The organism is Acinetobacter sp. YH12132, from assembly GCF_013418645.1.
GTDB classification, from domain to species: Bacteria; Pseudomonadota; Gammaproteobacteria; order Pseudomonadales; family Moraxellaceae; genus Acinetobacter; species Acinetobacter indicus.
This window is the reverse complement of record NZ_VPBR01000003.1, coordinates 42,514-56,723: the sequence shown is the minus strand read 5'-3', so window position 1 is coordinate 56,723 and position 14,210 is coordinate 42,514. Positions and strand designations below refer to the sequence as shown.

Annotated in this window: 13 protein-coding genes; 6 read left to right on the top strand and 7 right to left on the bottom strand. The window is 43.6% G+C overall.

Annotated elements, in window-relative coordinates:
• Positions 1-17: 17 nt before the first annotated feature.
• Entirely contained in the window at positions 18-944 is a 927-nt protein-coding gene (locus FTU67_RS04205) for a branched-chain amino acid transaminase (RefSeq protein WP_005180046.1), read from the top strand.
• A 57-nt stretch (positions 945-1,001) separates the two neighbouring features.
• On the opposite strand, the gene FTU67_RS04200 is transcribed toward FTU67_RS04205, so the two are convergent.
• A complete protein-coding gene (locus FTU67_RS04200; protein ID WP_180061444.1) occupies positions 1,002-2,171 on the bottom strand; it encodes a nucleotide sugar dehydrogenase in 1,170 nt (389 codons plus the stop codon).
• A gap of 162 nt (positions 2,172-2,333) precedes the next feature.
• Here FTU67_RS04200 and FTU67_RS04195 point away from each other — a divergent pair, with 162 nt between their 5' ends.
• The 4 genes from FTU67_RS04195 to FTU67_RS04180 are packed head-to-tail and all read left to right on the top strand — an operon-like array spanning position 2,334 to position 5,744.
• Positions 2,334-3,104, top strand: a complete 771-nt coding sequence (locus FTU67_RS04195) for a glycosyltransferase (protein ID WP_228289052.1) — start codon at positions 2,334-2,336, stop codon at positions 3,102-3,104.
• A 21-nt stretch (positions 3,105-3,125) separates the two neighbouring features.
• Positions 3,126-3,869, top strand: coding sequence for a hypothetical protein (locus FTU67_RS04190; protein ID WP_104470822.1), 744 nt, complete (start codon positions 3,126-3,128; stop codon positions 3,867-3,869).
• A gap of 3 nt (positions 3,870-3,872) precedes the next feature.
• Entirely contained in the window at positions 3,873-4,685 is an 813-nt protein-coding gene (locus FTU67_RS04185) for a glycosyltransferase family 25 protein (protein ID WP_180055153.1), read from the top strand.
• Positions 4,686-4,691: 6 nt separating this feature from the next.
• Complete coding sequence (locus FTU67_RS04180; protein WP_163145446.1) at positions 4,692-5,744, top strand: glycosyltransferase; 1,053 nt, start codon at positions 4,692-4,694, stop codon at positions 5,742-5,744.
• Between the two features lie 6 nt (positions 5,745-5,750).
• On the opposite strand, the gene FTU67_RS04175 is transcribed toward FTU67_RS04180, so the two are convergent.
• The 6 genes from FTU67_RS04175 to FTU67_RS04150 form a co-directional block, all read right to left on the bottom strand.
• Positions 5,751-6,764 carry a glycosyltransferase family 2 protein gene (locus tag FTU67_RS04175; protein WP_158650884.1) on the bottom strand — a complete coding sequence of 338 codons (1,014 nt, stop codon included), beginning with the start codon at positions 6,762-6,764 and terminating at the stop codon, positions 5,751-5,753.
• Positions 6,757-7,890 carry a glycosyltransferase gene (locus FTU67_RS04170; protein WP_168396407.1) on the bottom strand — a complete coding sequence of 378 codons (1,134 nt, stop codon included), beginning with the start codon at positions 7,888-7,890 and terminating at the stop codon, positions 6,757-6,759. The genes FTU67_RS04175 and FTU67_RS04170 overlap by 8 nt, the downstream gene beginning before the upstream one ends.
• A 35-nt stretch (positions 7,891-7,925) precedes the next feature.
• Positions 7,926-8,792 (bottom strand): lysophospholipid acyltransferase family protein, encoded by an 867-nt coding sequence (locus tag FTU67_RS04165; RefSeq protein WP_104500530.1) that lies wholly within the window; start codon positions 8,790-8,792, stop codon positions 7,926-7,928.
• A gap of 23 nt (positions 8,793-8,815) precedes the next feature.
• Positions 8,816-9,034: a hypothetical protein gene (locus FTU67_RS04160; RefSeq protein ID WP_005180031.1), complete on the bottom strand. Its 219-nt coding sequence runs from the start codon at positions 9,032-9,034 to the stop codon at positions 8,816-8,818.
• Positions 9,035-9,145: 111 nt separating this feature from the next.
• Entirely contained in the window at positions 9,146-10,930 is a 1,785-nt protein-coding gene (gene aspS / locus FTU67_RS04155; RefSeq protein WP_160240999.1) for an aspartate--tRNA ligase, read from the bottom strand.
• A 144-nt stretch (positions 10,931-11,074) separates the two neighbouring features.
• On the bottom strand, positions 11,075-11,839 hold the full coding sequence (locus FTU67_RS04150; protein WP_168396185.1) for a DUF4184 family protein: 765 nt from the start codon (positions 11,837-11,839) through the stop codon (positions 11,075-11,077).
• Between the two features lie 142 nt (positions 11,840-11,981).
• Between FTU67_RS04150 and znuD the strand changes: the two genes are divergently transcribed.
• Complete coding sequence (gene znuD, locus FTU67_RS04145; protein ID WP_177156002.1) at positions 11,982-14,132, top strand: zinc piracy TonB-dependent receptor ZnuD; 2,151 nt, start codon at positions 11,982-11,984, stop codon at positions 14,130-14,132.
• Positions 14,133-14,210: the final 78 nt, after the last annotated feature.

Below are 14,210 nucleotides of genomic sequence, written 5' to 3'. Positions count from 1 at the left end.
AAATTGGAGTTTATGGCATGAATTTGGCTGATCGTGATGGTTTTATTTGGCAAGATGGACAACTGGTTGACTGGCGTGAGGCCAAAACTCACGTGTTGACCCATACCCTGCATTACAGCATGGGTGTGTTTGAAGGTGTCCGTGCCTATGAAACCCCGAATGGAACGGCTATTTTCCGTCTAAAAGAGCACACAAAGCGTTTGTTAAATTCTGCAAAAATTTATCAAATGAAAGTGCCGTTTGATCAGGCAACTTTAGAGCAAGCACAAATTGATGTGGTGCGTGAAAATAAACTGGCATCTTGCTATTTACGTCCAATCATCTTTATTGGTTCTGAAAAACTCGGTATTGCGGCAACAGACAACACTATTCATGCCGTGGTTGCAGCGTGGAGCTGGGGTGCTTACTTGGGTGAAGAGGCAATGGCGAAGGGTATTCGCGTAAAAACCTCATCATTTACCCACCATCATCCAAACGTGACCATGTGTAAAGCCAAAGCGTCTGGTAACTATACGCTGTCGATTCTGGCCCATCAGGAGGTGGCGCATTCAGGTTATGACGAAGCGATGCTGCTGGATCCACAAGGTTATGTGTGTCAAGGTTCAGGCGAAAACGTATTCCTGGTTAAAGATGGCGTGATTCATACCCCGGATATCGCTGGTGGTGCGCTGGATGGGATTACCCGTCAATCGATTATTACCATTGCTAAAGACTTGGGTTATGACGTGGTTGAGCGCCGTATTACACGTGACGAATTCTATATTGCCGATGAAGCCTTCTTTACGGGTACGGCTGCAGAGGTCACCCCGATTCGTGAATACGATGACCGTCAGATTGGTGAAGGTGTTCGTGGTCCAATCACCACGCAAATCCAGAAAGCCTACTTTGACGCAGTGCAGGGCAAAGACCCGAAATATGCACACTGGTTAACTTACGTAAAATAAGTTAAACAGATAAAAAAGGGCTCAGATGAGTCCTTTTTTATGGGCTGGGAAATACTCTTAATCATCCATACCAAAAATATCGCGGCTATAGACTTTTTCCAGCACATCTGCCAGCTCATCGGACTGGCGATTGGCAACAATCACATCGCTATATTGTTTAAATTCATCCAGATCCTGCATAACTTTGGAGTGAAAGAATTCATTTTCCTGCAAGGTCGGCTCGTAAATCACCACTTCCACGCCGCGGCCTTTAATGCGTTTCATCACGCCCTGAATGGCCGATGCCCTAAAGTTGTCTGAACCACTTTTCATGACCAGACGGTAAATACCGACCACTTTCGGGTTGCGTTGCAGGATGGACTGGGCAATAAAATCTTTACGGGTGGCATTGGCATCGACAATGGCCTGAATTAAATTGCTCGGTACATTGTGATAGTTGGCCAGCAGCTGCTTGGTGTCCTTGGGTAAGCAGTAGCCGCCGTAACCAAAGGACGGATTGTTATAATATTTGCCAATCCGCTGATCCAGACAGACGCCGTCAATAATCTGTCGGGTATCCAGCTGAAATAGCTGCGCATAGGTGTCCAGCTCATTGAAATAGGCCACGCGCATAGCCAGATAGGTGTTGGCAAATAGTTTGATGGCTTCGGCTTCGGTGGAACCGGTAAAGAGCACCGGGCAGTCTTTTTTGATGGCACCTTCGAGTAGCATATCGGCAAACAGTCGGGCACGCTCCGACTGCTCTCCGACAATAATCCGTGAGGGATACAGGTTGTCGTGCAGGGCTTTGCCTTCGCGTAAAAACTCCGGTGAAAAAATAATATTCCCACTACGATATTTCTGTTTGATTTTTTCAGTAAATCCGACCGGAACGGTTGATTTGATGATCATGGTGGTGCAGGGATTAATCGACAGTACATCCTTTATCACACTTTCAACACTGTCAGTATTAAAATAATTGGTCTGCGGGTCGTAATCGGTAGGCGTGGCGATAATCACATAATCGGCATCCTGATAGGCATCGGCCTGATGCAGGGTGGCTTTAAAATTCAGGTCTTTATTTTTCAGGAATTCGCTAATTTCAGGGTCTTGCAGGGGAGAAATGCCATAATTCAGCAGTTCGACTTTTTCAGGAATAATATCGAGCGCCATCACTTCATGCTGCTGCGCAAAAATCATGGCATTGGAAAGGCCAACATAGCCGGTACCGACAATACTAATTTTCATAATCTATTGTTGTTCTGCGATGAGTTCTAATCTGCATCTTGAATGTGCAAGTTCGATGACGCTTTTCTGACAGTTATTTTGCAGTGGCTTTTCTTTGCAGCCATTCTGCTAATTTGTAACTCTGTGATATGATGGCGCCATTGCTCAGGTGGATCATGCGGCATGGCTTTACATGAAACAGAGATGAACTCTCAATCTTCTTTAATGCAGGAACAGAATGTTGTTCTGTGCATGAAATGGGGAACCAAATACGGTTCGGAATACGTTAACCGTTTGTACAATATGGTCAAACGCCATACCACAGTCGACTTTAAAATGGTCTGCCTGACTGACCGTACTGAAGGCATTAATCCGGAAGTGGAATGTTTCCCGATCCCGCCGCTGGCTTTGCCAGAAGGGGCGCCTGAGCGTGGCTGGAACAAGCTGTCGACGTTTGAGCCAGATTTATATGGCTTGACAGGCAATGCGCTATTTCTGGATTTAGATGTGGTCATTGTTGACAATATCGATGCATTTTTTACCCATCCGGGTGATTTTCTGATTATTCATGACTGGAAACGTCCATGGCGAATTACCGGCAACAGTTCGGTTTATCGTTTTAAACTGGGGGCTTTCCCGGGATTATTGCCGTATTTTCGTGAGCATTTTGATGAGATCCGTCAGAAATTCCGTAATGAACAGGCGTATTTGTCCTGGTATGTCGATCAGGAGAAAAAATTAAGCTACTGGCCAGAGAGCTGGTGTAAAAGCTATAAATATCATTGTCTGCAAAAGATTCCGATGGCCTATTTTAAGCCGCCAGTGAAACCGGAAGGTGCCAAAATTATTATTTTCCATGGGGAAATTAATCCACCTGATGCGATCAATGGTGGTGGTGGTAAATGGTATCGTTATGTGCTGCCTTCGCAGTGGATTAAAGAGGCTTGGCAGTAGTCAATTTCGGGTTGTAGATAAATGCCTGTAAGAAAGAAAAGTAAATTTGAACAATGGTTTTCATTCAGTCGCCATCAGCGCCGTTTTGGTGCAGATAAGGTATATGCACAATTCAATGATGTAGATCTGGATAAACTAAAGACGACAAGAATTGAAGGCACTGAGTTAACGTATACACATGGCTCAGCAAAAGATTTAAATGAGCATATCGAGCAATTGAAACAGGAATTTGTCGGACAGCCTCAACTGAATCACTATCATGCCAGTTTGATTGTGCTGATTCGCCGTGAAGTCGATAGCCAAAATAATTATGCAAAATTTAAGGCTTTATGGCTGGCTGAACGAGATTTCCTATTGCGCTCCTTGAATATTCGCTGGTTGATTTCTGCCTGCGATACTTTTATTGATTTTGATGAAGATGCCTGTTTAAAGGCAACGTTAATGAATGCTGTGGTTTTAATTAACACACTCAAGTTGCAAGAAACAGAGCGCTTTTTGTGTGATCAATCCATAACGGAGAATCCAAAACATCAGCAGCATTTGCAGCATCAGCGTTATGCCTTGTTTGATGGGACCTCCGCATTTGCAGTAGGTACCGATGATACCTTGCGAAATATGCGTTGGCGTTTGGAAAAGGTCTGTGAAATTCATCCACTTGGGCAAATTGTGATTGAGATTTTTGACCGTTTACAACGTGATGAAAATAACAATGTGTATTCACGTTTTAAGCAACGACATACGCGTGAAAAAACACGCTGGTGGTAACAGATGCAAGTACTGATTATCAATTTGGTGCGTTCAACTGAACGCTTGGCCTTTCAGCAGAAACAATTTGCTCGGCTCGGACTTTCTTTTCAGCGTTTAGATGCAGTATCGGTTGATGAGATTAGTGAAGAGGTCTATCAACGATTAGGTTTTGGTTGGCAACGACCACTCCGTAAAGTTGAAGTGGCCTGTTTTTTGAGTCATCAGAAAGCATGGGAAATCGTAGTTCAAACCAATGCGCCAGCGCTGATTTTAGAAGATGATGCAGTCTTAGCTAGTCATGTACCTCAGCTACTTGAAGACATTGAACATCATAATTTTAAAGATATTGATCTGATTAATTTTGAAGTCAGAAGCCGGAAGAAAATTATTTCTAAAACGCCAGTCTATTCTTTTGCAAATAGTCAGACCAACCTGTTCGAGTTGTATCAGGATCGGACAGGTGCAGCAGGCTATATTTTGTATCCCTCCGGTGCTCAAAAATTATTAGATAAGCTTGAAACATCTGCACCCGCCATCGCAGATGGATTTATTTTTAGTCATTATGGTTTAAATAGTTTACAAGCTGAGCCAGCTGCAGTGATTCAAGAAGATCAGCTAGCGGCTTATGGTTTAGTGCCTGAGGAACAGTTTGAGTCGGTGATTGGGCGTTCTGAACATCATAAACCTGTGTATGCATCTGCTGCGGAAAAAAGAAAATTTAAGACTAGACGTCTTGCAGGGCAGTGGGCGATGGCTTGTCGTTATGTGCAAGTGATGTTTAAAGCGCAAAAGCGTTTTATTGCTTTAGATAAAAACAAATTCAAACAGGTTTAATTGCCAATGAAAAAGAAAGTAATTCTTGCAATTTTTACTCTGCAAGGGAATGGAGCTGAGCGCTTTGCATTAACCCTTGCCAAAGGCATTAATGATGCGGGGTATGAAGCTCATATTATTTATTTTAAAGATATTATTGATTTGCCGATTCCTGAAGGTGTAAAAACACACTTTTTTAATTACCAAAAATTCCGTGCTATTCCTAAATTTATGCGGGCAAATATTGCAGCTAAAGCATTTGATAAATTTATTCTAAACGAGATTGGTACTCCTGATCTGGTTCTCTCAAATTTATTCCCTGTAGATTTTGTTTTGTGCAAAAGTAAGCTGCCAAATGTACATCTAGTTATTCATAATACAACTAGTCAGGAATATGCTGGTCGTTTAGATAATAAAATGATGAAACAGCTCAAAAAGGTTTATTTAGCCAAGCCTTGTGTTGGGGTGAGTCAAGGTGTGACGGATGATTTTAAAGCGCTGTTTCAGACAGAAAACATTACCACCATTTATAATCCAATTGATGTAGCCCAGGTGCTTGCAACAGCAGATGAATATCATCCTGAGCTGCAAGGTGATTATATTGTGAACGTGGGCAAGTTTAAGCCACAAAAGCGTCAGGATATTTTGATTCGTGCTTATGCACAGGCAAATGTAAAAGAAAAATTAGTGCTTGTGGGGACAGGGGAGCTTTTGCCGAACTGTCAGCAATTAGTCAAAGAACTGCACATTGAAGATCGTGTGATATTTACCGGCTTTAAAAAGAACCCTTATCCTTATATGAAGCATGCCAAATTGATGGTGCTTTCATCCGATTTTGAAGGATTGGGGCTTGTTATTTTGGAAGCGTTGGCTTTGGGGACACCTGTGATCAGCACAGATTGTCCATCAGGGCCGAGTGAAATTTTAGCTGCAGAGGATTTAGTTGCAGTCGGTGATGTTGCTGCCTTAGCAGATAAAATGGTGACCACTTTACAACAAACAGAACAACGTCAAATCCAGCTTGATCAACGTTTTTTACCCGATACTGCCGTGCGTCAATATTTAGATTTGATTGTTTAAGCTCAATTATCGCTGATACGGTCGTCCTAAGCGTTTTTTAATGGAGCGTACCAGACGACTCATGAATTTGGATAGGTAAAAACCATACAGGCCGAAAGCTAAACAGTGATATAACATCCGGTTGTGTTCATTTTGAATCAAATCACTAGCTTGGGGTAATTGTTGGATAGCACCTGCAAATTTGCTCCAATTGTGTTTTGCGCACTGTTTATTTTTAAATTTAGTGCTTTGATATATATAAATATAAAAGAAATGCATTAATGGAATGATGAAAATTACCTGTGCTTTGGTCTTTTCAATCAAGGTTGGGATGAGTTGCTCAAGGCATTGCAGTGATCGATCAATATTGGACGCATTTTTGCAATTGGTGGCACTGCTGGCACGTATACGGTAGCCATATAAAGCGGCTTGGATTGTATAGAAAGAGCGGGCTTGCATGATGACATCTGGAATCGTGGCTGCATCTTCATAATGACTGAGTTTAGGAAATTCGATGCCTTGAAAAAGTGAGGCTTTATAGAGGTGAATGCCTGAAAACCAACGGTTTACATTAAAAATATCAATCAGTGTCTGCTGATGCTGCTGCGTTTGATCAAGGACCTGCTGAGGAATAAATGGATGTGAGATTGGCGTGAGATCTTCAGAGAGACTTTGATAGCCAAAACTGATGACATCGGCATCACTTGCAATCGCTCGCTGAATTTCTTGTGCATAAGCCGGCAACAGCACATCATCTGAATCCAAAAACGTGAGATACTTGCCTTGCGCATGTCTAATACCTAAATTTCTAGCAGCAGCCACCCCAGCATTTTGCTGCTGGAGAATTTTAATATTTTTGATGTGTGTTTGTGGCTGTTGCTTCAGGTATGTGCTGAGGACATCGATCGAATGATCCGTTGAACCATCATCAACACAAATCACTTCAATGTCATCGGTTAATTGAGCAATGACACTTTGAATACAATCAAGGATATACTGCTCAACATTATAAATAGGAATGATGATGGTTAAGTTAAACATGTGAACAGTGATCATCCTGAATCAGACTTAAGAATTTCCCGACCATATTTTCATTACTAAGCAATGTTTTATCAAAATTTAAAGCGGGGTATTGGGCGAGATTCTGATCTATTTTTTCAGCTAATGCATCTATATTTTGTGGCTGAACGAGATTATCTTTTAAATTTGCAATACTTAATTGATGATCAATTGCATCACTGACGTAATAAGCCACTACGGGTACATCCAAATACAGTGCTTCTGAAATAACAAGACCGTAGCCTTCACTTTGTGAACTGGAAATCAGCAAGCGGCTTTGTTGGATATATGCATATGGGTGATTGACCCAACCCAAAAACTCAACACGATCTTCAATCTCTAGTTGTTTGCATAACGCCTGTAAATCTGTTTTTAACTCTCCATCGCCAATAATCAGCATATTTTTTGCTGTCTTAGATTGGGCAAATGCCCGGATGGCATGATCTGGCTGTTTTTCATGACTTAAACGTCCGACAAATACACAGTCCCAATGTTTTTGAGGGGCGGCTAATTTATGTTGATCAATCTGTGTGATATCAATGCCATTATAAATCGTTGTCAATTGTGCATTAGGTAACAGTCGTTGATAGTCTTTTTCCAAGTCTTGATTGACGGTGATGATCTTTTTGCCATCAAATAGCCGAATAAAATATTTTTTCTCCAAATAGTAGCGTCGATATTCTTTATACCATCGAAACAAATTTGCGGTGGGTTGTCTGTAAGGTTTAAAAATTTCACCATGTATCCATAGCCAAACATTGCCGTGAATGACATGGGAAAGACAAAATGCAAATGCATGAGAAAGAAGAATAAGATCAGGTTTTTGCGCAGCAATGATTATTTTTATTTTTTCGACATCAGCATCCGGTAAGGTGCGCTTTCTTAATAATTTGCCTGTATAAAGGGATGCGTCAAAGTCTGGGCAAATCAGGGTCAAGGCATCAGGAATATCCATCTTTATATCGTTTGGATTTAATGGAACAATTGTGACTTGATGACCTTGTTTGGTTAAATGAATAGCTGTATCAAGAAGAATCTTTTCTGCACCACCACCTTTTAAGTGGTCAACGATACACAGAATTCGATAGGGGCGAGATGCATTTTTCATCATAATCGACCAAAGCAGAAGATGGGTGTTTTATGTTATTTGTAAAGATTAGAGGGTGTGCCTTCTAAATTGCGAAAGCGCTTATAACTCCATAAATACTGCTCAGGAGCGACATGAATCATGCGTTCCATTTCTTTATTCAGCGTATCGACTGAAAGCTGTAAGTCTTTGGCATTAATTTCTGCCGATAAAGTCTGCACATGCAGCTCAAAGCCACTTAAATCTTCACGGCGTAAACAGCTTAAACCAATCACTGAACACTGGGTCTTGGCTGCCAGTTTAGAGAGCAAGGTAGAGGAAAGTGCATTCTGACCAAAGAAAGGTGAATAAATGCCACCCGACTCTTTAGGCACATGATCTGGTAAAATCGCGGCAAATCCACCTTGTTTCAAATGTTTAAATAAGGCACGTACCCCCGTTTCATCGGTGGGTACCAGTGTGGCATTAAGGCGCTGCCGTGCTTCCAGCATAAACCGGTTTACATCCGGATTTTTGCTCGGTTTATACATAATGACCGGTGCAGTATGTAAATTCACCCAGGCATTCATCAATTCCCAGGTGCCAAAATGCGGCACCACTGCCAAGGTCCCATTCGGGTTTTGCAGGGCGTCTAAAAAAATATCTTCTCCATGCACGACCTTGATCTGTTCAAGGGCAAACTCCGGCGCAGAACCCCAAATCTTGACCGATTCTGCATAGGTCATACATTGGCTTTTCAGGCTGCGCCGCGTGAGTTGCTCCCGTTCTGATTCAGATAACTCTGGATAAGCAGACTTTAAATTAATTTCGGTCACACGTCGGGCAGAAGAATTGCTCACATACAGCAACCAGCCCACAGATCGGGCAGTGACCTGAATCAAACGCAGGGGGAGTTTGGAGAAATTTTTAAGAAGGGAATACATGAATCAAGCAAGGGTCCGCGCAATTATGGTCGATCTGCATTGCCTTTTAAGACCATATAAATCAGTCCGACAAAAATCAGCAAGGCGCCGATAATACTACTCAGGCTGAAATACACAATACGGTCATTGGTATCAAGCGCAAACAGGTTATTCGCCAAGATATAACGCATGAACAGCCATTGTACAATCGAAAAGACAATGAGCATGATGCCACGGTTACGTACTGCAGGACGCATTGCCATTGCTGAATCACCTAAGAATGAAAACTGCAGTTATTATGCCATTGCTCGGCAGTGATCTCAATGTAATAAAAAAGCCCCGCAAGTGCAGGGCTTCTTTAGAATGACAAGCTATTATTCTTGAGATTCCGCTTTTGGTTTTTCACGTAAGCGAATACCCAAATCACGCAGTTGAGTAGCTTCAACTGGTGCTGGTGCTTGAGTCAATGGACATTCAGCAGTCTTGGTTTTCGGGAATGCAATCACATCACGAATAGACGCACCGCCGGTCATCAGCATCACTAAACGGTCCAGACCGAATGCTAGACCACCGTGTGGAGGCGCACCGTAACGTAAAGCATTTAGTAAGAAGCTGAATTTCTCTTCAGCTTCTTCTTCACCAATACCTAAAGCTTCAAAGATGGCTTTTTGCATTTCCAGGTTGTGAATACGCAGTGAACCACCACCGATTTCAGTGCCGTTCAATACCATATCGTAAGCGACAGACAGCGCAGCACCCGGGTTGTTCTTCACGTCTTCAACGCTTGATTTTGGCAGCGTGAATGGGTGATGCACAGAAGTCCATTTGCCATCATCAGTTTCTTCGAACATTGGGAAGTCAACTACCCAAAGCGGAGCCCATTCGCACGTCGAAAGATTCATGTCGTGACCAATCTTGACACGAAGCGCGCCCATCGCATCGTTTACAACTTTGGCTTTATCTGCACCGAAGAAGACGATGTCACCATTTTCAGCACCAACGCGTTTTAAGAGATCCAGCACGATTGGCTCGATGAATTTCACGATTGGCGATTGCAGGCCTTCGATACCTTTTTCAAGTTCGTTCACCTTGATATACGCCAGACCTTTAGCACCGTAGATGCCCACGAATTTGGTGTATTCATCAATTGCACTACGTGGCAGTGAGCCAGCACCCGGAACGCGAAGTGCCACAATACGTCCTTTTGGATCTTTGGCAGGGCCAGCGAATACCTTGAACTCAACGTCTTGCATTAAATCTGCAACATCAATCAGTTTCAACGGAATACGCAGGTCCGGTTTGTCCGATGCATAGTCACGCATCGCATCGGCATAGGTCATACGCGGGAATTTTTCGAATTCAACGTTCAGAAGTTCTTTGAACATCTTCACGGTCAAACGTTCCATCAGATCCATGATGTCATCATCGCTCATGAACGATGTTTCAACGTCGATCTGGGTAAATTCTGGCTGACGGTCCGCACGTAAGTCTTCGTCACGGAAACATTTGGCGATTTGGTAATAACGGTCAATACCACCTACCATCAATAACTGTTTGAACAGCTGTGGTGATTGTGGCAGTGCGTAGAAGCTACCGTTAGACACACGACTTGGAACCAGGTAGTCACGTGCACCTTCAGGCGTTGCGCGAGTCAAAATTGGGGTTTCAACGTCTAGGAAACCGTTGTCTTCGAAGTAGTTACGAATCAGGTTGGTCAGTTTAGAACGGAAACGTAAGCGCTCTAACATTTCTGGACGACGGATGTCCAGGAAGCGGTATTTCAGACGGATTTCTTCAGAAATATTGGTGTTTTCATCATTCAGTGGGAATGGCGGCGTTTCAGATTGAGCCAGCACTTCAATTTCTTTGCCCAATACTTCAATCTGGCCACTGACCATATTGGCATTTTCAGTACCCGCATAACGGCGGCGTACACGGCCTGTAATTTTTAATACGAATTCAGAACGAGCTTTATCTGCTGTGGCAAACGCTTCTGGGGTATCCGGGTCGATAACCACTTGTACCAGACCATCACGGTCACGCATATCCAGGAAGATCACCCCACCGTGGTCACGGCGACGATGTACCCAACCACACAAGGTTACGGTTTGGTCGATTTGAGCTTCGGTTAAAGAACCGCAGTAATGAGTTCGCATCATAGCGTAAAAAATCCAACTATATGGGTTAATGACAGCGCATACGTAAACAGCGTACCGCTTGAAGTGAATGTTGGATTATGCCTCTTTGCAGGTTTTGTCACAAGAACTAGCGTGAAAAACCCGGCAATTTCCTGTTATTTCGAGTTAACCGAACTCATGATTGCGGTCCAGAATCTGGAATAAAATACAGCCCGTGGTTAAAATGATTAAGGCACCCTGACTAAACTCATTAAAAGCCCGGCCCAGAAAATAATAACGATGGCTATACCAGAGTTCATCACTGAAATAGCGGGCATAATCCCAGACCGAATAAGCACCTAGCAAAATGGCCAGGCCAATCAGGATCGCTGCCGCTTGTTTGACCCGTCGGCTCACTGGCCAATGCTGACGATAGCGCTGATAATAACGCCAGCACATCCACAGCAAAAACGGCAGGGCCAGAAGCGAACTGCCAATCTGCAAAATAAAATGTAGTGGATAGGTCTGGGAAAACCAGGACACCGGCTGGCTTAAAAGGTCATGAAAGGCAAAAGTGCGAAAGTCGACGTGAGTTAAACCATCCCAAATTAAATGGGTGGCATTGCCCAGCAATAGCCCGAGGACTACCGCAAGCAAAAAACCAAGGGCCGACTTGAACGAGTCCAGATTGAGCTCATGTTGTATGCCTAGCGCCCGATACAGCACCGGACGATAAATCAGATACCACGCCGCACAAAAAGCCAGACCCAGCCATAAATTTGGATGAACAATTGAACTCCATAAATGATTCAAGCCGCCCTGATCGGTGGTAAATAAACGGCTTAAATCGGGCAGCATACAGCCAATAGCGAGGGCCGCAATGGGAAGACGATGACCTGTCAGCTGGGCAATGGGGGGTGCTAAAACTGCATGAGATAAGGTAAAGGGCATACAGGCGTAGACAATAAAAACGGAAAAATCCGCGAGGCCCTATAGCTTAACCAAGCAAAGATGAATTTTATGTTTTTTATTGCAAAACAGTTGGAATGTTATATTATAACATTATTCAAATTTGTTACTCTGAGCCTGAGTCATGTCCTTCCATAAGAATTTAATAACACTGTCTATTTTTGCTGTTGTGGCCCCTGTGGTTTTTGCAGATGAGGCGAATCTATCCAATGCACAGCAACTTGAAACCATCCAGCTAAAAGCCCATCCTTTGGTTCAGACTGCAGCAGACTTTGCGGTAGCAGATCAGGTGGTGGAACAGAAAGTATTGGCGGAACGCCCAACAACCATTGGTGATGCACTGGCTGATGAACTGGGTGTATATTCAAATCAGTACGGCACAGGTTCAAGCCGTCCCGTGATTCGTGGTCAAGATGGCCCGCGTGTCAGAGTCTTACAACACGCATCTGAAACTGCCGATGTATCGACTTTATCTCCAGACCATACGGTTACGGTAGATCCAATTCTGGCAAAACAGGTTGAAGTGATTCGCGGTCCATCGACTTTACTCTATGGTGCTGGTACCGTCGGTGGTTTGGTCAATGTAACCGATCAGAAAATTCCAACCCAAATCCCAGCAGATGGCTTAGAGGGCACCGTCGGCGTGCGCTATAACTCGGGTAGCGATGAGAAGCTGGCCAGTGCGGGGGTAACAGCAGCAATTGGTGACAACTTTGCCTTACGTGTAGAAGGCTCCAAACGTAAAGCAAATAACTATATTGCCCCAGATTACTGGGTAGAACATCATAATGATGAAGCTGGCCATGAAGATCATGATCATGGACATGATGCTGAAGAAGAACATGAAACACATTTTGATAAAGCCCGTCGTGTAGACAATACCTTTGCAGAAGGGCAAACTGTGAATATTGGCGGCTCATGGATTCATGACCGTGGTTTTGTCGGGGTGTCTTATAGCAACCGTCAGGACAAATACGGTTTACCAGGGCATAGTCATGAATATCATGACTGCCATCCTCATGGTAATGAAATTCATTGCGGCGGACATGGCGTTTCAGCTCCAGATGAGGATGGGGGCGAACATGCTCATGGTGGTCCATGGGTCGATCTGGAATCACACCGTTATGATGTCCGTACAGAACTGGATCAGCCATTTGCCGGTTTTGACAAGTTACGTGCCCATGCCAGCTATACCGATTATGAACATGACGAGCTGGAAGAAAGTGAAGTTATCAGTAATTTTAAAAGCAAAGGCTATGATGCCCGTTTAGAGTTGGTTCATAAACCAGTCGCGGGTTGGGAAGGGGTCTTTGGTACCCAATATAGCCAACAGAAAATTAATCTTGCGGGTGGTGCGGAAGAACATGATGGGCATTCTCATAGTGGCGTGCTGATGGCAGACACCAAGACCGAAAAATATAGCCTGTTCGGTTTAGAACATAAGCAGTTTGGTGATGTGCATGTGGAATTGGGTGCACGTGTAGAACATCAAAAAATTGATGTAGATTCAACTCAAAAAGACTATTCGGATACCGGTGTGTCAGGTTCAGCAGCAGCCAATTGGGAATTTGCTCCAAACTATAAGCTTTCTGCGGTTGGCTCGCATCAGCAACGTTTACCACTGGCACAAGAGTTGTATGCGGACGGTATTCACTTTGCCACCAATACCTATGAGCGTGGAAATGAGGATCTGGATGTTGAGAAGTCAAATAACCTTGAGTTAGGTCTGCATTATGAAGGTGAAAAACTCGACTATCATGTGCATGTTTATCACAACTGGTTTGATAACTATATTTATGGCTCAACAACCGACAGCGAAGGAACATTCCGTCTAGTTGATTATAAACAAGACAAAGCCCGTTTCTACGGTACAGAAGCGCAGTTAGGCTATGCCATTAACGATGCTTATAAAGTCAGCCTGTTTGGTGACTATGTGCGTGGCAAAATTGATGGTGAAAACGCACCGCGTGTACCAGCAGGCCGTTTAGGTACCAAAGTAGAAGCCGATTTTGCTGACGGCTGGTCAGGTCTGGCAGAGTACTATCATGTCTTTAAACAGGACCAGATTGCCAGCTATGAACAGGAAACCCAAGGCTATAACATGGTCAATGTCGGTCTGGCGTATGCAGGTGCCATGGCGAATAACCAGGACTACCGCGTGTTCTTTAAAGCCAATAACCTGCTGGATGATCAGGTTTATTCACATACCTCATTCCTGTCCAATATTCCGCAAGTGGGCCGTAATTTTACCGTTGGTTTAGAATATAACTTCTAAGCAGAACTTAAATTTATTGCCAAAATCAAGAGGATGTCACGGAAATCCTCTTGAAAAAAGCCTGAAGAAAACCTAGCC

Coding starts and splice junctions, on each gene's coding strand:
- FTU67_RS04205 (WP_005180046.1), top strand. CDS start 18: ATGAATTTGGCTGATCGTGATGGTTTTATTTGGCAAGATGGACAACTG.
- FTU67_RS04200 (WP_180061444.1), bottom strand. CDS start 2,171: ATGAAAATTAGTATTGTCGGTACCGGCTATGTTGGCCTTTCCAATGCC.
- FTU67_RS04195 (WP_228289052.1), top strand. CDS start 2,334: ATGGCTTTACATGAAACAGAGATGAACTCTCAATCTTCTTTAATGCAG.
- FTU67_RS04190 (WP_104470822.1), top strand. CDS start 3,126: ATGCCTGTAAGAAAGAAAAGTAAATTTGAACAATGGTTTTCATTCAGT.
- FTU67_RS04185 (WP_180055153.1), top strand. CDS start 3,873: ATGCAAGTACTGATTATCAATTTGGTGCGTTCAACTGAACGCTTGGCC.
- FTU67_RS04180 (WP_163145446.1), top strand. CDS start 4,692: ATGAAAAAGAAAGTAATTCTTGCAATTTTTACTCTGCAAGGGAATGGA.
- FTU67_RS04175 (WP_158650884.1), bottom strand. CDS start 6,764: ATGTTTAACTTAACCATCATCATTCCTATTTATAATGTTGAGCAGTAT.
- FTU67_RS04170 (WP_168396407.1), bottom strand. CDS start 7,890: ATGAAAAATGCATCTCGCCCCTATCGAATTCTGTGTATCGTTGACCAC.
- FTU67_RS04165 (WP_104500530.1), bottom strand. CDS start 8,792: ATGTATTCCCTTCTTAAAAATTTCTCCAAACTCCCCCTGCGTTTGATT.
- FTU67_RS04160 (WP_005180031.1), bottom strand. CDS start 9,034: ATGGCAATGCGTCCTGCAGTACGTAACCGTGGCATCATGCTCATTGTC.
- aspS (WP_160240999.1), bottom strand. CDS start 10,930: ATGATGCGAACTCATTACTGCGGTTCTTTAACCGAAGCTCAAATCGAC.
- FTU67_RS04150 (WP_168396185.1), bottom strand. CDS start 11,839: ATGCCCTTTACCTTATCTCATGCAGTTTTAGCACCCCCCATTGCCCAG.
- znuD (WP_177156002.1), top strand. CDS start 11,982: ATGTCCTTCCATAAGAATTTAATAACACTGTCTATTTTTGCTGTTGTG.